The 19,794-nt window shown below is 38.0% G+C and carries 15 protein-coding genes; all 15 read right to left on the bottom strand.

Features of this window, described 5'->3' with window-relative positions; genetic code table 11:
- Positions 1-43: 43 nt before the first annotated feature.
- The 15 genes from NFR29_RS03095 to NFR29_RS03025 all read right to left on the bottom strand — a co-directional run bounded on the left by NFR29_RS03095 (position 44) and on the right by NFR29_RS03025 (position 19,788).
- Positions 44-754: a DNA recombination protein RecO gene (locus NFR29_RS03095; protein ID WP_251423079.1), complete on the bottom strand. Its 711-nt coding sequence runs from the start codon at positions 752-754 to the stop codon at positions 44-46.
- Entirely contained in the window at positions 732-2,063 is a 1,332-nt protein-coding gene (locus tag NFR29_RS03090; protein WP_251423076.1) for a hemolysin family protein, read from the bottom strand. Before NFR29_RS03090 ends, NFR29_RS03095 begins: the two co-directional genes overlap by 23 nt.
- Positions 2,064-2,101: 38 nt before the next feature.
- A complete protein-coding gene (gene era / locus NFR29_RS03085) occupies positions 2,102-2,995 on the bottom strand; it encodes a GTPase Era (RefSeq protein ID WP_251423073.1) in 894 nt (297 codons plus the stop codon).
- Positions 2,988-3,464 carry an rRNA maturation RNase YbeY gene (ybeY, locus tag NFR29_RS03080; RefSeq protein WP_251423071.1) on the bottom strand — a complete coding sequence of 159 codons (477 nt, stop codon included), beginning with the start codon at positions 3,462-3,464 and terminating at the stop codon, positions 2,988-2,990. The genes era and ybeY overlap by 8 nt, the downstream gene beginning before the upstream one ends.
- A 1-nt stretch (position 3,465) precedes the next feature.
- Complete coding sequence (locus NFR29_RS03075; protein ID WP_251423066.1) at positions 3,466-4,434, bottom strand: PhoH family protein; 969 nt, start codon at positions 4,432-4,434, stop codon at positions 3,466-3,468.
- 9 nt (positions 4,435-4,443) lie between these two features.
- A complete protein-coding gene (gene mnmL, locus NFR29_RS03070; RefSeq protein ID WP_251423063.1) occupies positions 4,444-5,409 on the bottom strand; it encodes a tRNA modification radical SAM protein MnmL/YtqA in 966 nt (321 codons plus the stop codon).
- Positions 5,410-5,430: 21 nt separating this feature from the next.
- Complete coding sequence (locus NFR29_RS03065) at positions 5,431-7,203, bottom strand: B12-binding domain-containing radical SAM protein (RefSeq protein WP_251423060.1); 1,773 nt, start codon at positions 7,201-7,203, stop codon at positions 5,431-5,433.
- Between the two features lie 57 nt (positions 7,204-7,260).
- Positions 7,261-7,617, bottom strand: a complete 357-nt coding sequence (locus NFR29_RS03060) for a DUF4229 domain-containing protein (protein ID WP_251423057.1) — start codon at positions 7,615-7,617, stop codon at positions 7,261-7,263.
- A gap of 144 nt (positions 7,618-7,761) precedes the next feature.
- Positions 7,762-9,210: an Asp-tRNA(Asn)/Glu-tRNA(Gln) amidotransferase subunit GatB gene (gene gatB, locus NFR29_RS03055; RefSeq protein WP_251423054.1), complete on the bottom strand. Its 1,449-nt coding sequence runs from the start codon at positions 9,208-9,210 to the stop codon at positions 7,762-7,764.
- A complete protein-coding gene (gene gatA, locus NFR29_RS03050; RefSeq protein ID WP_251423051.1) occupies positions 9,207-10,667 on the bottom strand; it encodes an Asp-tRNA(Asn)/Glu-tRNA(Gln) amidotransferase subunit GatA in 1,461 nt (486 codons plus the stop codon). The genes gatB and gatA overlap by 4 nt, the downstream gene beginning before the upstream one ends.
- Positions 10,668-10,678: 11 nt before the next feature.
- Positions 10,679-10,969: an Asp-tRNA(Asn)/Glu-tRNA(Gln) amidotransferase subunit GatC gene (gene gatC, locus NFR29_RS03045; RefSeq protein ID WP_251423048.1), complete on the bottom strand. Its 291-nt coding sequence runs from the start codon at positions 10,967-10,969 to the stop codon at positions 10,679-10,681.
- A gap of 57 nt (positions 10,970-11,026) precedes the next feature.
- Complete coding sequence (gene ligA, locus NFR29_RS03040) at positions 11,027-13,021, bottom strand: NAD-dependent DNA ligase LigA (RefSeq protein ID WP_251423045.1); 1,995 nt, start codon at positions 13,019-13,021, stop codon at positions 11,027-11,029.
- Between the two features lie 117 nt (positions 13,022-13,138).
- On the bottom strand, positions 13,139-15,331 hold the full coding sequence (pcrA, locus tag NFR29_RS03035) for a DNA helicase PcrA (RefSeq protein WP_251423042.1): 2,193 nt from the start codon (positions 15,329-15,331) through the stop codon (positions 13,139-13,141).
- A gap of 152 nt (positions 15,332-15,483) precedes the next feature.
- The gene (locus NFR29_RS03030; protein ID WP_251423039.1) at positions 15,484-16,425 is read right to left on the bottom strand and encodes a manganese-dependent inorganic pyrophosphatase; all 942 of its coding nucleotides are present in this window, start codon (positions 16,423-16,425) and stop codon (positions 15,484-15,486) included.
- Positions 16,426-16,581: 156 nt separating this feature from the next.
- Positions 16,582-19,788: an efflux RND transporter permease subunit gene (locus tag NFR29_RS03025; RefSeq protein ID WP_251423036.1), complete on the bottom strand. Its 3,207-nt coding sequence runs from the start codon at positions 19,786-19,788 to the stop codon at positions 16,582-16,584.
- Between the last annotated feature and the right edge of the window lie 6 nt (positions 19,789-19,794).

Raw genomic sequence — 19,794 nt, 5'->3', positions numbered from 1 at the left:
ATGCCTTTTATGCATTATTTAATTTAAGTATAATTATTCGAACCTATAAAGTCAATAAAAATTTTACACTTTGTAGCTCTTTTCCAATTTCTTTCGTTACAAATTGAAATAAGTATCGCTCCAATTCGCTCCATGCGGATCGATGAAGAGACAGCATGTTTTCGTCTCCCCATTCATAGGAGATTACTTGATATAACATATCTCGTAGTGACGGAGATGGCCTCTTTTCGATGATATGTGACAGTTCCTGCCAAAACCCTTCCGACTCTTCTTCCTTCTGCAACGCTTCTCTTTGGGGAACGAGTCCCGCCAACGAAAGTAATTGCCAGCCTAAAATAATAGTCGCCAATCGAACATTCCGACGTCGAATTTGTTTAGAATATTGTACAACTCGATCAAAAACAGTTCGATCCACATCATAAAGAGCGAATAATTCTTGTATCAATTCACTAGCAACGGCTGCATAAGCAATATTTTCAAGATTTACGTCTAATGATTCCACTACATAGGATCCATCAATTTGTGATACTTTCACATAATCTCCATCAGGAGCGACTGTTATGTACATAGCACTAAAAGGACGCAAATAGGAACTATTGCGCAATGTTTGGAGTCGCTTATGAGGAAGAGAAGCGCGAATCAATCCTAAGCGAGGAGTAATAAAGGTAAAGAGCGAATGTAATTTATATTTTTTTCGACTAATGACTATAGCTGGTGTATTAAATCCACCATTAAGACTCTGTCTGTTCATCATTATATACATCTTCTACTGGAATAGGAACGACTCGTAATCTAGAAATACGATAACCTTGCAATTGAATCACTTCAAAAGTATAACCTTGTACATCTACTGTATCACCTACAATAGGCGTTCGTTCAAGAAGACCAAAAATATACCCACCAATCGTATCAGAATCAGAGTCTTCAATGTCGATATCCATCGTTTCTGCTACTTCGTCGACAAGCACTTTTCCGTCAAATTCAAAGGAACCGTCACTATACGTCATAACAACTGGTAAATGGGAACCATGTTCATCTTGGATATCCCCTACTAATTCTTCTACAATATCTTCTAAACCTACGAGGCCTACCATGCCACCATATTCATCGACTACAACGGCTTGGTAAATACGGCGAGTTCTCATATATTGTAATAAAGTAGACAATTTCATGACTTCTGGAACAGTCAAAATATCTCGCTTCACATTGCGTAAATCTTTTTTTGCTTGGTTTGGTCGCTCCATTAAATCTTTAATGTGAATCAAACCGATGACATGGTCTTTATCTTCTACGCAAAGCGGATATCTCGTGTGCGATGTAGAACGAATCACTTTAATAGCCTCATCATAGCCATCTTCTAGGAAAATACAGCTTACATCTTGTCGTGGCACCATAACTTCTTTCGCCATACGCTCTACAAAGTTAAAAACATTGTCAATAAGCTCCGACTCCACTTGATCTAACTGACCTTCTTCATGACTACGGGAAATCATCATGCGAATTTCTTCTTCCGTATAAACTAAATCAAGTTCAGTTAAATATTTCGTTTTATAAAATTTTAAAATAACATTTGAAATCTTGCTGCCAATCCAAATGAAAGGATATACGAGACGCCCTGCAGCAACGACAATACGGCTATAAGTATTAACATATTTTGTAGGGAATGATAAACCCAATGCTTTCGGCACAATTTCCCCAAATATAAGCACCACTAAGCTAATAAGAAGTAATAAAAGAACATCTAACACACGATGTACCCAAATACCTTCTATATGAAATACATCCATAATATCAGCGATGACAGCATCAAATACATAGGTCCCCGTAGCTGCTAAAGCAAGTATAAAAAAGAGAATCAAAAATTGCGTCGTATTTAGAAAATACTCTGGATTTTGATAGAGCTTTAATAGAAATTGCCGATCTTTTTCTTCTAAAATCTCCATGTCCTCTACGTGTTCACGACGTAAGCGAGCAAAAGAGAATTTTGCAACCACGAAAAAGTTAATCAAAAAAATACATACAATACCAAATCCTAAGGGTAACAGGCCATCTACATTATCCATATACTAACATCCCTTCTTACTATATTTATTAATGTAAATTATTTATATCCTAATTCAGAAAGTACACCCGATTTATTGCGCCAATCTTTCTTTACTTTTACCCATAAATCGAGATATACCTTCGTTGCTAATAATCGTTCAATATCAACACGCGCTTGAGCGCCAATAGTTCTTAATAAAGCCCCTTTATTGCCGATAATAATCCCTTTTTGAGAATCTCGTTCGCAATAAATAGTAGCCCGAATATATGTAGTTCCATCGTTGCGCGTTTTCATTTCATCTACGTCTACTGCAATGGCATGAGGAATTTCATCGCGCGTTGCTAAAAGAATTTTTTCTCGCACAATATCGGAAATAATGAGTCGCTCTGGCTGATCCGTAATCATATCTTCTGGGAAATATTGAGGACCTTCTGGTAAATGAGAACCAATAACTTTTAATAATTCTGGTAAATTTTCCTTGTCTTTTGCAGAAATAGGAATAACACCAGCAAAATCGAAATCATTGTATGATGCAATAGCCGCAATGAGTTCATCTTTTTTCAAAGTATCAATTTTATTGACAACTAGGAATACTGGAACTTTTACTTTTCGCAATTGCTCAATAATAAAGTCGTCCCCAGGACCTCTCTTTTCATTGCCTGCCACAACAAATAAAACAGCTTCCGTTTCTTTTAAAGATGTAATAGCTGCATCCACCATAAATTCTCCTAATTTATGTTTTGGTTTGTGAACACCAGGCGTATCCATAAATACAATTTGTTTCTCTTCATCTGTATACACACAGATAATACGATTTCGCGTCGTTTGCGCTTTATCCGATACGATAGCGATTTTGTCGCCAATTAAAGCGTTAATCATAGTTGACTTGCCCACATTAGGTCGGCCTACAACGGCAACGAAACCAGATTTAAAATCCTCTCTTTTATTCATTATACGGTTGATCCTCTCGTACATAACCTAAATTAGAAAGTACAAATTCTTCTTCTATACGCATTTCTTTTTTATCTTCATCATTCATATGGTCATAGCCTAAAATATGTAAACAGCTATGAGTCGTTAAATAAGCTAATTCTCGTTCGAAGCTATGCCCATATTCGATTGCTTGTTCTCTCGTTTTTTCTAAAGAAATAATCATATCACCTAATAAATGACTTTCATTGTAGCTATCATTATAATCAAAGCCTTCATTTAAAGCGAAAGACAATACATCAGTAGCTCTATCAATACCGCGGTATTCTCGATTGAGTTCTTGAATTTTATCATTATTACACAATAAAATGCTCAGTTCATCTTCTTCAAGACCATAAACACGACTTACTTCATCACAGACAGTCTGAATAATCGCTTCTACAGCTTTATCTTCGTCCATGCCTTCATCATAACTAATGTATATACGCATATTATACTTCTTTCGCTTTCTGTTCATGATACGCATCATAAGCTTTTACGATGCGCCCTACTAAATCGTGGCGTACTACGTCTTGGTCTGTAAAGTAAACCATATGAATCCCTTTAACAGAGGCCAATACTTTTTCTGCTTCTCCTAAACCAGATACGACACGCGGCGGTAAATCAATTTGTGTTTTATCACCATTGATAACCATTTTAGAATTATTCCCAAGGCGTGTTAAGAACATTTTCATTTGTTCTGCTGTCGTATTTTGTGCTTCATCGAGAATGACAAAAGCATTTTCTAATGTACGGCCCCGCATATAAGCCAAAGGTGCTACTTCGATAGTTCCTTTTTCCATAAATCGTTGCACTTGTTCAATACCAAACATTTCATGAAGTGCATCGTATAAAGGTCGTAAATAAGGATCTACCTTTTCTTGTAGTTCCCCTGGCAAGAAACCTAGGCGCTCACCCGCTTCTACAGCAGGCCGAGTAAGAATAATTTTATCTACATTTCTATTTTTCAAATAAAACGATGCTAGAGCTACAGCGAGAAATGTTTTCCCTGTTCCCGCAGGACCGATTCCAAAGGTAATAGTATTTTTACGAATACTATCGACATATTGTTTTTGCCCTTCTGTTTTTGGGGTGATACTTTTACCACGCATAGTTACAGACAAAGTATCTTCGAACATAGCATGAAGAGCATCGGCTTTGCCTTGTCGTACTAATTTAGCAGCGATGCGTACTTGAGACTCCGAAATAGTACTCCCTTCTCGGTAAAGAAAAACTAATTCTTCTAATGTTCGATAAAGGGAGTTTACTACTTCTTCATCCCCTTTGATAATAACGGTATCACCTCTAGCGACTACATCTGCAGGAATGACTTCTATTATCATTTGCAAATATCGATTATGTTGACCTAAAATAGACTGCGCTAAATCATAGGTAGGAAAAGTAAATACTAATTCGCTCATAGAACCCCCTTACTCAATAAATTTCCGTACAGATTTGCCATTTAAATAATCACATAAATCGCCTTGGTAGGCATCTAATTCATCCAACCTATTATCAATTAAATCCTGTACGCGCCACCATCCCATAGACCAATTCGTAAATAGTGTATTATCTTCTGGTGCACGTCCTACAAGGCGCTGTAATACAATGTCAGGATGTAAATGGCGGACAAATTGTACTGCTCGTTCTGCATATTCTTCGGCACTAATCAATGTAAATTGACCTTCTTCATACCATTTAGCCATCAATGTATTTTTCACAATATATAAAGCATGTAATTTGACCTGATCTACACCTAATGATGAAAGTATTTTTGACCCTTCAATAGTATCTTCCATTGTATCCCAAGGCAAATTAATAATCATATGAGTCGTTATATTAAATCCATATCGTTTAATGCGTAAGACTGCATCGATAAATTGAGCTAAATCATGTCCTCTATTAATTTTTTTTAAGGTATGATAATTGACAGTTTGCAAGCCTAGCTCTATGTAGATATCTTTTTTATATCGCTCTTTAATATCTTGCAACACATCTAAATATTCATCAGCAATACAGTCTGGTCTCGTCGCAATAGCAATACCTACGGCGGAATCGATGCAACCTGCTTCTATATAAGATTGAAAATCATGGAGTGGTAAATAGGTGTTACTAAAATTTTGATAATAAGGAATAAATTTCTTCGCCTTATATTTAGGCCCTATATGAGCAATGTTTTCTTCTAACTGCATATCTACAGTCATCCAAGCAGGACGGTTTTCATAGCCAGCGCCAATTTCACCGCAAAATGTGCAGCCTCCTACACCAGCTACACCATCTCGATTAGGACAAGTCAATGGCAAGGCTACTGGGAGTTTATAAACTTTTTCTCCATATACCTCTTTATAATATTTCGATACCATCCGGTATCGTTTTGGTTTCGTTGTGTCTGTCATAACACTCCTTATAATGATATATTATCCCACTTCATTCGTCAGATTAGGGCGAACAAAAGGCAATACCTCTTTGTTCACATCTATAATAACGATGAGCTCTTCATCACTACTACGGTCATCACATTGAGGAACGCCTAGATATAATGCCGTTTCTTGGCTCATCTTCATTTCTACATATTGCTGGCGAATTTTACGCCATTCTTTAAATGTATAATCAGGAATATACTGCGATGCGATTTCTTCATTTCGCCAGAAAGCTTCCCCTTCTTGAAGCAGTTCTTTTGTTTGTTTCGGCAATCCTACGGCTTCGCTGCGTACCTTGCCACGATAGCTCACCAGTGTATCATATTGTAATAGTTCTGCGGCAATGTGTTGGCCTTTAGAAAGGAAATAGTTATAGAGGAACTCAATTTGATCGATATCCTTGAGATTCACTTTATGATGCCCTTTTCGTAACCATTCTTTCGTCATGTGAGAAAAATACGAAAAAGCATCTTCCTCTCCATCGATTAGTTGCACTCCAATATAGCCAAAAACAGTTCTAAACCGCTCGCTATTATAAAAACGTTCAAATACATCTTCAAAGTATTTTAAAAAGCGAATGTCCTCATAGGACATAACATGATTACTCAATACTTCATAAGGAGCCAATGAATCTGCTACATATTGGTATTCGGCCATTTGTCGCACACCAGATCCTTTAAGGAGCTTTAAAAAACCAATTTGTAAGGCATGAGGTTGCAAACTAAATAAATCATTAAAGGACTGACTAAATCGCTTTATATCTTCATGAGGCAAGCCTACGATGAGGTCCATGTGCACATGAGTATTACCAGCTTCAATGATAGGCCGAATAGATCGTTGAATATAGGGCCAATCATTGTAACGACGAACGGCATCTAAGGTCTCTTTATTCGTACTTTGTACGCCTACTTCTATTTGTATACGTCCTTTAGGGCTAGTAGCTAATAGATTAGTCTCCCACTCAGTCATCAACTCTGGTTCCATTTCTAAATGGAAATTTGTTGTATCGGTCTTAGCATCTCGAATAAACTCCATTAATGGCCTGTGATGCTTAGGAGCACAATTAAAAGTTCGGTCTACAAATTTAATTTGCTTTACCTTGTGATTCATAAACCACTGTAATTCATTAAATACACGTTGTTGTGGAAAAAAACGAACTGTATTTCTATTACCTGATAAACAATACTGGCAAGAAAATGGACAACCTCGGGATGATTCGTAATAGATAATTTTATGTTCTAAATCTTGCAAATCCTCTTCACTATACGGAAATGGTATGGTTGATAAATCTCCTACTTCTACAACTTCTGTAGATCCAAGAATATGTCCATTTTGATGGCGTCCACGAATCCCTGGAATTATCGGTTCTAATCCATTATTTCCAGTTTTCAGGGCCTTAACTAGTTCATAGAATGCTTCTTCCCCTTCACCTTGTACTATATAATCTACAGCAGGATGCACTTCTAATATTTCATCAGCGTTAAAAGATACTTCTGGGCCACCGAGAACAATTTTTATAGTTGGTCGTACAGCTTTCACCAAATCGACTACGTGAAGAGTCATTTCGATATTCCAAATGTAACAAGCAAAACCTAGTACATCTATATTTCGCTCCGTTATATCGCTAAGAATATGCAAAACAGGCATATTAATAGTGTATTCCACTATATCGTATGCCTGTCCACGGGCCTCACTATAGGCTTTAAGGTATCGTAAAGCTAGCGAGGAATGTATAAATTTTGAGTTTAATGTTGATACAACTACGTTCATATTACCTCATCATCGAATGGACCTGCCACCGTCTTCTTTATAATGTACTAGTATACATTAAAATAAGCCAAAAATAAAGGATATAACTGCTCCGATTAGCATGATTGCACCAATGATAATAGCAACAATTCCACCAAAGAAAACGATGGCTGCTGCAATAGCTGCTAACAGGGCAATTAAGACGATACGACTTAACCAACTCGATCCACCGAGACGAATGACTTTCACCTGTGGATTGCCATATGAGTTGTATCCATGTCTATACTCTTGACCTTGTTGTTCATAACTAGGTGCTTCATCAACTTCGATGTAGCCTGCATTGTCTTCAATAGTTACGCCATCAAATTGACGTCGTTCATCAGCGCTAAGAACACGTGTTTTCTGTACATCACTTCTATGCGATTCTTGAGTCATACCTACATCCTCCTTCGCATTATCATAAAATAAGGCTAATAGGCATAATACCTATTAGCCTGTATCTTATTATATCATTATTACTCACTCAGTAGTATGGCTACGCAACATTCTTATTCATACAATCTACTATGAGTCATTCCATTAGTCATTTAAGAATTTTTGTAATAATTCATTAACCATACCTGGATTAGCACGGCCTTTTGATTCTTTCATAACTTGCCCTACCAAGAAGCCAATAGCTTTGCCATTACCGCCTTTGAAATCGGCTACTGGTTGTGGATTATTAGCAATCACTTGTTTTACAATCTCTTCGATAGCACCAGTATCAGTAATTTGTACTAAGCCTTCTTCTTTTACGATAGTTTCTGCATCTTTACCAGATTCCCACATAGAGATGATGACTTTTTTCGCAATTTTACCGGAAATAGTGCCTTTTTCAATAAGGCTAATCATGCCTGCTAAATTTTCAGGACTCACTTTGGATTCAGCAAAGGTCAGGCCATTTTCATTGATCATTTTAGACAAGTCACCAAGCATCCAGTTAGATACTGTTTTTGCATCAGCACCGGCTTTAACAGTGGCGTCTAAATAATCAGCTGTTTTGCGAGATGCTGTCAAAATCGTACTATCTGTAACAGATAAGCCGTAGTCAGAAATGAAACGAGCAATTTTCGCATCTGGCAATTCTGGTAAGTTTTTACGAGCTTCATCAATTTCTTCTTCACTAATCACAATTGGAACCAAATCTGGTTCTGGGAAGTAGCGATAATCGTCTTCTGCATCTTTTTTACGCATAGCCAATGTAATACCTTGCGCATCGTCCCAAGTACGAGTTTCTTGATAAACTGTACCACCATCTTCAAGAACTTGCGCTTGGCGCAATGCTTCATATTCAATGGCTTTTTGTATACCTGTTAAGGAGTTAACGTTTTTAGTTTCTGTACGAGTACCGAACTTTTCAGTGCCTCTAAGACGTACAGATACGTTAGCGTCGCAGCGTAGAGAACCTTCTTCCATACGACCGTCAGATACATCTAAATATTGCAAAATGGAACGCAATTTTTCTACATATGCTTTAGCTTCTGCACCGGAACGAAGATCTGGTTCAGATACGATTTCAAGCAAAGGCACACCTGTACGGTTGTAGTCTACATTGGAAGAATTAGAATCAGAAATGGTACTGCCACTGTGCACTAATTTGCCTGCATCTTCTTCCATGTGGATACGAGTAATACCAATTCGCTTTGTTTCCCCTTCTACTTCAATATCTAAATAGCCATTTAAACAAATTGGCAAATCATATTGTGATGTTTGGTAATTTTTAGGCAAATCAGGATAATAATAGTTTTTACGGTCAAATTTATTGAATTGTAAAATCTCACAATTAAGTGCTAAGCCTACTTTAATAGCGTATTCTACAACTTTTTTATTCAACACAGGCATAGCACCAGGCAAACCTAAGCACACTGGGCATACATGTGTATTTTGGCTACCGCCAAATTCTGTAGTACAACCACAGAATATTTTAGAATTGGTTTTCAGTTCCGTATGCACCTCTAAACCAATGACTGTTTCGTATTTACTACTCATATAGAAACCTCCCCAGTTGGTGCAACTAATTGACAATCTGGTCTAGCTTGTTCAAAAGCAAATGCAGCGCGAAGCAATACATCTTCACCCATGGCAGGACCTAATAATTGCATACCAATAGGCAAATTATTGCTAGACATACCTGCTGGAATGCTAATGCCTGGAATACCTGCTAAGTTGGCTGGTACTGTACAAATATCTTCTAAGTACATAGCCAACGGATCGTTTACTTTTTCACCAAATTTATAAGCAGCATTTGGCGCTGTAGGAGATAATAAAAGATCGACTTTAGAGAATGCTTCATCAAATTCATTTTTAATGAGACGGCGTACTTTTAAAGCTTTCAAATAATATGCATCATAATAACCAGAACTCAATACATAAGTACCAAGCAAGATACGGCGTTGTACTTCAGGTCCAAAGCCTTCTGTACGCGTTTTTGTAGCCATTTCTACTAAATTGTCAGCAGGCACGCGCAAGCCGTAGCTAACGCCGTCATAACGAGCTAAGTTAGAACTTGCTTCAGCAAGGGCAATAATATAGTAAGCAGACAAAGCGTATTTAGAATTAGGTAAAGACACTTCTACGATTTCTGCACCTAATTTTTTATACGTTTCAATCGCTTCTTCCATAGCTTTTCGTACATCGCCATGAAGACCTTCACCGAAGAATTCTTTCGGCACACCGATTTTAAGATTCTTCACATCAGCTACTAAGGATTGTGTGTAGTCTACTCGTGCACCTGGGATGGATGTAGAATCTTTTGGATCGTGACCAGTAATAGCGTTTAATACTAATGCTGCATCTGTTACGTCTCTCGTAATAGGACCAATTTGGTCTAAGGAAGAGGCAAAGGCAATTAAACCGTAACGAGATACATTACCATATGTCGGTTTCAAACCTACCACGCCACAGAAGGAAGCAGGTTGACGAATAGATCCCCCAGTATCAGAACCTAATGCCCAAATAGCAGAACCACTAGATACGGCAGCTGCACTACCACCGGACGAACCACCTGGAACACAGTCAGCATTCCAAGGATTGGTTGTTTTTGCTAATGCAGAATTTTCGGTAGAGCCGCCCATAGCAAATTCATCCATATTAAGTTTACCAAGACTGACTAAACCTTGGTTATTAAGTTGCTCAATAACGGATGCATTATAAGGTGGAATAAAGTGCTCTAACATTTTAGAGGCACATGTGGCAGGCTCATCTTTGATACAAATATTGTCTTTGACCGCCCCTGGAATACCTGCTAATGGAGAAATAGCTTCCCCTTTTGCAATGGCCTCATCAACAGCTTTTGCAGAAGCGAGGGCACGTTCATGGGAATCAGAAAGATACGCATGTACTGTTGGTTCCACTTTTTCTTTATGACTAATAACTGCTTGTGTCAATTCGACAGCGCTAATTTCTTTATTCACTAAGCGCTTGTGAAGTTCATGAATTGTTGCCACTGTGAAACCTCCTATTCTTGTACAACGCGAGGTACTTTAAAGTACCCATCTTCTGCTTCTGGTGCATTGGAAAGTGCTAATTTGTGATCTAAAGAAGGCTTTTCTTCATCTTCTCTAAATACGTTGTGCAATGGTACTGCGTGAGCCATTGGCTCTACACCTTCTAAATCTAATTCATTTAATTCTGCCACATAGGACAAAATATCGGATAATTCTTTTTCTACAGTAGAAATATGGTCAGCTTTTACTTCTAATCTTGAAAGCAAAGCGATTTTTTTTATTTCTTCTTGGCTAATTTTCATCAATCCACATCCTTTCACATTTTATTATTATACCATTTATGAAAGCTCTTTCACATCTTATTCCCAAGATGCAATGAGGGCTAATAGTTCTTCTTCATTAATAACGCGAATCCCTAATTCGTTGGCTTTCGTTAATTTACTACCACTATCTTCGCCAGCTACGACTAATGTCGTCTTTTTCGATACAGACCCAGTGACTTTGGCGCCGTGTGCTTCTAATAATTTCCCTGCTTCACTACGTCCCATAGCGGACAATTTACCTGTAAGAACTACAATTTCTCCGTCCATTTCATTGCCTGCTGGTTCTACTGTATCTATAGTCATATTAAGACCAGCCTTTACAAGACCTTCTACAACTGTAATATGTTCTGGATCCTTGCGATATTCGATAATGCTATCCGCCATAGTAGGACCAATTTCTTCAACGCTTAGCAACTCTTCTTTTGTAACCGTTAAGAATCGATCCATAGAGCCTAACACACGGGCAATTGTGCTAGCTGCTTTAGAGCCAATGAGAGGAATACCTAAGCCAAAGAGCACTCGGTCAAGGCCTCTCGACTTCGAATCGTCAATAGCTTTCACTAAATTTTCTGCCGATTTTTTACCCATCCGATCCATCGTTACTAATTGATCGACGGTCAAACTATATAGGTCTACTACAGAAGCAATTAACTTATTATTAATCAAGTTTTCCACAATGCTTGGTCCTAATCCATCGATATTCATAGCATTGCGAGAAGCAAAGTGTATAATTTTTTCTTTTTCTATAGCAGGACAATGTTTATTAGTACAACGAATAGCTGCTTCTCCATCTCGTCGCACCGCAGGCGAGCCACAAACAGGGCAAATATGAGGAATTTTAAAAGGGATTTCCACTCCTGTTCTCTTTTCTTTCACTACCCGAATGACTTCAGGAATAATTTCTGCTGCTTTATGAACGATAACATGGTCACCGATGCGAATATCTTTTTCTGTAATAAAGTCTTGGTTATGCAATGTAACGCGACTCACATTGGTGCCGGATACAAAGACTGACTCTAATTCTCCTGTAGGTGTTAATACCCCTGTTCTGCCTACATTGATAGTAATATCCTTTAATACCGTTTCTACTTCTTCTGGTGGGTATTTATAGGCCGTAGCCCATTTAGGGTCTTTCGCTGTTGAGCCTAACATATCTTGGTCATTGAAATCGTTGACTTTAATAACCATCCCATCTGTATCGTACGGTAATTCATGGCGCTTTTCGTCCCAATACTGGATTATCTCTATGACTTCGTCAATAGTATGGCATAAACGATAATGAGGGTTAACAGGAAAATGGAAGGCTTCTAATGTCTTTAATAGCTGTTCTTGGCTTTCAATATTAGCCCCATCTTCAGAACCAATAGCATAGGCGAAGAAAGCTAAATTACGGTTGGCTGCAATGGCTGGATCTTGTTGACGCAAAGAGCCTGCTGCCGCATTTCTAGGATTCACAAAAGTTGGTAAACCTTCTTCTTCTCTTTCTTCATTGATGCGTTTAAATTCGCTATGAGGCATGTAAGCTTCTCCGCGAATTTCAATAAAGGCTGGCGCATTTTCTAAATAAAGGGGAATAGATTTAATAGTCTTTACATTAGCCGTAATATCTTCCCCTACACGTCCATCGCCACGAGTAACAGCACGGGTAAATACACCATTTTCGTAGTGCAAATTAACGGCTAAACCATCGATTTTTAACTCTACTACGTAAGCCTCTGTATGTCGCCCTAATTCTTTAGTCACACGGTTATCAAAAGCCCTTAGTTCATCACTATTGAATACATTGGACAAACTCAACATAGGTCGGCCGTGAACAACTTTTTCAAAAGCTCCTTCTACTTTGCTCCCCACTCGTTGGGTAGGCGACGACGGAACGCGATATTGAGGATGAGCCTCTTCCAAGGCCAATAACTCTCTATATTTTTGATCATATTCATAATCACTCATAGTTGGCGCATCTTTTACATAATATAAATACTGCGCATGAGTTAATTCTTCTTGTAATGCTTTTATTTTTGCTTGTACATCCATTATTACATCCTTATACTCAATAGGGTTTGTAATTACAATTATTAATAACTAAAATATAGCTTCAAGATAACATAGTTCAAACTAAATTAATCACTACATATATTAAAGTACAATCAACTAATTAGCTTTTTTTATAGGCGCAAATTTAGCCATAATCACACGAACCCCTTGCGTAGGGAAATCGATAGTAAGCTTCATGCCAGCCCCTTCACCAGCTACATCTAAGACAGTGCCATTTCCCCATTTACTGTGAACCGCTGTATCACCAACAGCCCAATTAGGCACTACATCATTACGAATGATTGGTTTTGTTACAGGACGACTCGTTACCGACATATGAGATGGCACTGTCCGCTGAATCTCATCTGATACTTTCCGTTTAGCCCGCAACCCATCAATTAATTCTTCTGGAATTTCATCGATAAAACGAGATGGCAAATAACTGCTGGTACGACCAAACACAGTTCGAGTTGTTGCATTAGAAATAAATAATTCCTTCTCTGCACGTGTAATTCCTACATAAGCGAGGCGTCGTTCTTCTTCGATTTCTTCAGGATTCATAAGCGTTCTGCTATGTGGGAACAAGCCTTCTTCTAAACCGCCTAAAAAGACGATAGGAAATTCTAGACCTTTCGCTGCATGCAAAGTCATCAATGTCACTTTAGATTCTTCTTGTTCAAAAGAATCTACGTCATTGACTAATGCCACTTGCTCTAAGAAATCTTCTACAGTGCCCGTTGGATTTGTATCTTGGAAATCTTTCGCTACAGATAACAACTCACCAATATTCTCTGCTCTTGCTTGATCTTGAGGGTCTGTACTCTCTTCTAATTGCGCTAAATAGCCAGTCCGATCAAGAATGGCTTCTAATATATCCAGCACTGATTTATTATCCATTTCTGCTACTAAGGTAAAGATGAGGACACCAAATTCTTCTAATTTTTCTTTAGTTTTCCCTTTAATCGTATCAACTAAGTGAAGTTGAGTTAAAGTCATGAACAAAGACGTCCCATTTTGACGGGCATAATCTTGCAATTTAGCCACTGTAGTAGCACCGATACTCCGCTTTGGTACGTTAATAATGCGGAGTAAACTTAAGTCATCAAAAGGATTGTAGAGAACCCGTAAGTAGGCCAATACATCTTTGATTTCTTTACGATCGTAGAATTTTGTGCCTCCTACCATCGTATACGGTAAAGCTCTTTTAATGAGCGCTTCTTCAAGAACACGAGATTGCGCATTCGTACGATATAAAATAGCCATATCCCCATAAGGTACGCCGTGAATATCGTGTTTTTTTACAATCGTATCGCCTATGAAAGCTGCCTCTTCATGTTCAGACTGAGCCGTAAAATGCTGAATTTTAGAACCTTCTACTTTATCAGTCCATAAGTTTTTTTCTGGACGACCTTCATTATTTTCGATCACTGCGTTAGCTGCATCGAGAATAATTTTTGTAGATCGGTAATTTTGTTCCAATTTAATGGACATACAATTAGGGTAATCTTTTTCAAAATCTAAAATATTTTGAATATCTGCACCGCGCCACGCGTAAATACTTTGGTCAGCATCACCTACGACGGCAATATTTTTCCAATGGCTAGACAGTAAATAAGCCAATAAATATTGAGCATGGTTCGTATCTTGATACTCATCGATCATAACATAGCGAAAACGTTTACTATATTTATCTAATACAGCAGCATTAGATTGCAGTAATTTTACGGCTACCAATAATAAATCATCGAAATCTAAAGCATTATTTTTACGCAATTCCCGCTCATAATATTCATATACGTCAGCCACTTTTTGTTGGTAAAAATCCCTAGCGCTCTTTCTAACATCAGAAGCAAAGAGCAACTTATTTTTAGCATCTGAAATAGCACTCAACATAGCCCCTACGGGATAATATTTATCATCTAAATTTAAAGCCTTTAAGGCAGCTTTAATGACAGCTTGTGAATCGCTTGTATCGTAAATAGTAAAATTACTATTGTAGCCTAAAAAATTATCTAATTCAAAGCGTAAAAACTTGGCACAAAAACTATGGAATGTACTTAACCAAATACGATTTGCCACATCTCCTACTAAGCCTTCTACGCGGCTTTTCATTTCTTTAGCCGCTTTATTAGTAAAGGTGATGGCTAAAATCTCATAAGGATTAACGCCTTGCGATAATAAATAGGCAATGCGTACCGTTAATACTTTTGTTTTACCTGAACCGGCACCTGCAAGAATAAGCAAAGGCCCTTCTGTATGTTGTACAGCCTGTTGTTGTTCTTTATTGAGGCCTGCTAACAATGATTCCATAATAACTCCTTTATTCTATCTTTGAAAGGAATGTGTTGTTCTCTATAAGACTGATTAATTCATATCTATAGGATTCTATCTACTACATATAATAAAAACGTTGCTAATAGCAACGTTTTTATTATATTTCTATACAGATACGATAGTATCTATTATTTCATCGCTCCTAGGATAGGAGGTACAATTTGTTTTTTACGAGACATCGTATTTGGTAAAAATACACTATTGTCCTTGATCTCCTTACCAAATGCTTTTGTCACTACAGCGTCTACATCACCGCTATATAACAAAGTCGTGCTTTCATCAAGAATATTAGTAATCATAATATAAGAGGCCGAATAATTGTTAGCACTGCGAAGTGATTCTAAGGCATCTACTAATTCTCCTTGTTTAGCTAAAATATCTGTAGTATCCATCACAGAGATTTGACCGATAGAAATAGTTTGACCTCCTTCAGAGAACTCTTTCATATCTGTGCGAACAATGTCGTCGTTAGATAAATCAGAAATATCTGCACCCGCTTTTAACATATCTAAGCCGTAGCTTTCAATATCTACACCAGCAATGGCAGCTAGTTTATGAGCCATTTCTTTATCTGTTTCTGTACATGTAGGAGAACGGAATAATACAGTATCTGAAATGATAGCAGACAACATAACGCCAGCAATATGTTTAGGAATGTCTTGGTTGTTTTCTATATACAATTTAGTCAAAATTGTATTTGTACAGCCTACGGGTTCCATGCGAATAAATACAGGGCCATCTGTTTCAAAATCACCAATGCGATGGTGATCGATAACGCCACGAATATTCATGGATTTATAGCCATCAATAATTTGTTTAGACTCATTATGATCTGTTAAATATAAATCACCACCATTAGGAGCAAACTCTTCCCAATTTGTTACAATTTGAGGATGAGCGAAACCGAAATGATTCAATACATAAGTGGTTTCTTTGTTAGCCGGACCTGCACATACAGGTGTAGCAGGTGTGCCCATTTGTGTCAATAAATTAGCATAAGCAATAGCAGAACAAATAGAGTCAGTATCAGGGCTTTTATGACCCGATACAAATGTTAATACGTCGCTCATAGTTACCTCTCATCACTTTATAAATATATATCGTTTCAAACGATTTTTAACGAACTTTCAACTTCCATATTATAGCATATTTTCATAAAAAAAACACGCTAATACATAGTATATTAGCGTGTTTTTAATTATTTATAAAAGCTCTTTTCTATTAAATTAGTGGTTTTTCTTTTTCGTAAAAAGACCAGGGCCTAATTTTTCAACAATAATGAAGAGCATTGGAATAACGAAGATACCAAATACGGTAGCTGTTGTCATACCTGCGGCTACTGTAACCCCCATAGAAATACGGGCTGCAGAACCAGCACCGCTAGACATAGCCAATGGCAATACACCTAAGATAAATGCAAAAGATGTCATCAAAATTGGACGAAGACGAATCTTAGCAGCTTCAATAGCTGCATCTACTACATCCATGCCTCGTTCGTCGACACGAACTTTAGCATACTCAATGATCAAAATTGCGTTTTTCGCAGCCAAACCAACGAGTGTTAACAAGCCGATTTGCATGTAAATATCATTAGCTAAATTGTATTTACCAGTAAAGTTCAACAAGTACGGTACTAATGCAGCACCAATCATACCAGATGGTACGGAGAACAATACGGCAAATGGTACTTTCCAAGATTCATACAAGGCAGCAAGAATCAAGAATACGAAAATCAAACCTAAGCCAAGAATCAATACAGTTTGAGAACCAGCTTTTAATTCTTCTCTAGATTGACCTGCCCAGTCATATGTATAACCTTGTGGTAGTGTACGAGCTGCTGCATCTTGTAAAGCCGCAATGGCATCACCAGAAGAATAACCTGCTGCTGGAGAACCACCGATTTGAACTGCCATAGCGTTATCAAAACGAGTAATAGATGATGGCGTACCAGTTTGTTCTTTCGTAATGTAATTAGCAACAGATACCATTTGGCCTGAACTGTTACGAACAGCAATCATATTAAGATTATCTGCATTCTGACGATACATATCTTCCGCTTGTACTACTACTTTATAGTTTTTACCATAGGAAGTGTAATCATTAACTTGAATACTGCCATAGAAACCTTGTAATGCAGTAAAGATATCCCCAAGCGCTACCCCATCAAGAGCTGCTTTTTCACGGTTAATATCGAATTGCAAAGATGGTGTTGTAGTATCAAAAGTTGTATAAATCGATTGGATTGCTGGGCTCTTACGAGCTTCTGCAATGAATTCACCAGCTCGTTCTGCCATTACTTGTGCACTATCACCAGATTTATTAATAATATACATACTGAAACCACCGGTACTACCTAAACCTGGAATGGATGGTGGATTCAAAGCAATAACAGTTCCTTCGGGTACCCCTTTCGCAGCAAATCCAAAGGTTCTACCAATCATGGCTTTTGCCGATTGATTATCACCAGGCCGTTTGTCCCAGTCATTCAATACAGCAAAGATAACACCAGCACTCGATTTCTGTCCTCCCCCTAAGAGATCAAAGCCGGATACAGCGAAGATTTGGGCGAAGTTTTCCCCTACACCTGGCGTATCTTCAAGGAAATCGCGAATCTTCTCGAGAGATTCGGCTGTACGATCCATTGTAGATCCAGGCGGCAAGTTAACAGCTACAATGTAGTAACCATTATCTTCATCTGGTACGAAACTACTTGGCAATACGGAGAATATCGCTGCTGTACCGCCGGCAAAAATTAACAAGGCTATAACGGTTAAACTCAACCGATGACTTAAGCGAGCTAATACTTTACCATACCAGTCACTGAAACGATCCAAAGCATGATTGAATTTATTCAATTGGCGTTGTAAGAAATTTTCATGTTCTTCTTCTTTATGAGGTTTTAACATAGTCGCACATAGCGCTGGCGTTAAAACTAAGGCAATAACTGCAGAAATGGCTACGGATACAGCAATTGTTAAGGCGAACTGCTTATACAAAATACCAGTCATACCACCCATAAAGGCAACAGGAATAAATACGGCAGACAATACGAAGGCAATACCAATTACAGGGCCTTGTACGTTTTCCATAGCTTTGATAGAAGCCTCTTTAGGTGATAAACCATTATATTTCAATTCATATTCTACAGCCTCTACAACTACGATAGCATCATCAACTACGAGACCGATGGCAAGAACCATGGCAAATAATGTCAATGTATTAATAGAGAAGTCTAGTAAAATAAATGCTGCAAATGTACCGAGCAAAGATACTGGTACGGCAATCATTGGAATAACCGTGGAGCGCCAAGATTGTAAGAATACATATACGACTACAAGAACGAGTAATAATGCTTCTACGAAAGTCTGCTCTACCTCTTCAATAGATGCACGAACGAATTTCGTATTATCAATAACTTCTCGGTATACTAAATCTTCTGGGAAGGATTTAGATTGTTCTTCTAAGAGCGCTTGAATATTAGCAATCGTTTCTAATGCGTTCGCATCATTTTGCAAAGAAATGGCGAAACCAGCAGATGGTACTGGTCGAGTAAATAAAATTTCCCCTTCTTTTGCGGTTTCATCTTTAAAGGACACGATTGGGGAGAAGTTGTAATTACGAGCCCCTATTTCGATGCGAGATACATCTTTTAAGTGAAGTGTCGTTCCATTAGCAGATTTAATGGCAATCTCACCAAACTGCTCTGGCGTTACGAGACGACCTTCAATTTTGATTGGATACTGAAAGGCTTGTTCCCCATTTGTTGGATTTTGACCTACAGTACCAGCTGCCGCTTGTAAGTTTTGACCTTTAATAGCACCTATTACATCGGCTATAGTAACGCCTAATTTTTGCATTTTCGCTGGATCTAACCAAATCCGCATGGAGAAGTCAGAACCGAACTCCGTTACAGTACCTACACCGCTTACAGCTTTTACAGCATCTAATAAGTAGTTCGTACCGTAGTTTTTCAAGAAGGTTTGATCAAATGTTTCATTAGGAGATACTAAGGCGAAAATATAAGCCATATCGCCAGACGATTTAGTCGTCGTTACACCTAATTGTTGAACTTCAGAAGGTAATTGAGATAAGGCCGCTTGTACACGGTTTTGTGTATTAACCGTATCCATATCGGCATCACTATCTTGAGCGAATTGCAATGTCAAAGAATACGTACCATTATTAGTACTTGTAGAAGACATATAATCCAAGTCTTGTACACCAACAATTTGTGTTTCAATAACACTGGCTACAGTATCATTTACGACTTGCGCCGTAGCACCAGTATAAATAGCGCTTACTTGCACTGTAGGAGGTGCAATTTGTGGATATCGAGCTATCGGAAGGCTTATCATGGAAATAAGACCTGCCAAGGTAATCATAATAGCGACTACGATGGCGAAGATAGGTCGATTAATAAAGAATTTCGACACGACTTA

It is taken from the genome of Veillonella agrestimuris (assembly GCF_943193065.1).
In the GTDB taxonomy this organism is placed as follows: Bacteria; Bacillota; Negativicutes; order Veillonellales; family Veillonellaceae; genus Veillonella; species Veillonella agrestimuris.
Note: the sequence above shows the minus strand (reverse complement) of the source record. Positions and strands in the feature narration are given on the sequence as shown.

Bases quoted from the DNA above. Each gene is read 5' to 3' on its own strand.
- NFR29_RS03095 (WP_251423079.1), bottom strand. From the start codon at position 754: ATGATGAACAGACAGAGTCTTAATGGTGGATTTAATACACCAGCTATA.
- NFR29_RS03090 (WP_251423076.1), bottom strand. From the start codon at position 2,063: ATGGATAATGTAGATGGCCTGTTACCCTTAGGATTTGGTATTGTATGT.
- era (WP_251423073.1), bottom strand. From the start codon at position 2,995: ATGAATAAAAGAGAGGATTTTAAATCTGGTTTCGTTGCCGTTGTAGGC.
- ybeY (WP_251423071.1), bottom strand. From the start codon at position 3,464: ATGCGTATATACATTAGTTATGATGAAGGCATGGACGAAGATAAAGCT.
- NFR29_RS03075 (WP_251423066.1), bottom strand. From the start codon at position 4,434: ATGAGCGAATTAGTATTTACTTTTCCTACCTATGATTTAGCGCAGTCT.
- mnmL (WP_251423063.1), bottom strand. From the start codon at position 5,409: ATGACAGACACAACGAAACCAAAACGATACCGGATGGTATCGAAATAT.
- NFR29_RS03065 (WP_251423060.1), bottom strand. From the start codon at position 7,203: ATGAACGTAGTTGTATCAACATTAAACTCAAAATTTATACATTCCTCG.
- NFR29_RS03060 (WP_251423057.1), bottom strand. From the start codon at position 7,617: ATGACTCAAGAATCGCATAGAAGTGATGTACAGAAAACACGTGTTCTT.
- gatB (WP_251423054.1), bottom strand. From the start codon at position 9,210: ATGAGTAGTAAATACGAAACAGTCATTGGTTTAGAGGTGCATACGGAA.
- gatC (WP_251423048.1), bottom strand. From the start codon at position 10,969: ATGAAAATTAGCCAAGAAGAAATAAAAAAAATCGCTTTGCTTTCAAGA.
- ligA (WP_251423045.1), bottom strand. From the start codon at position 13,021: ATGGATGTACAAGCAAAAATAAAAGCATTACAAGAAGAATTAACTCAT.
- pcrA (WP_251423042.1), bottom strand. From the start codon at position 15,331: ATGGAATCATTGTTAGCAGGCCTCAATAAAGAACAACAACAGGCTGTA.
- NFR29_RS03030 (WP_251423039.1), bottom strand. From the start codon at position 16,425: ATGAGCGACGTATTAACATTTGTATCGGGTCATAAAAGCCCTGATACT.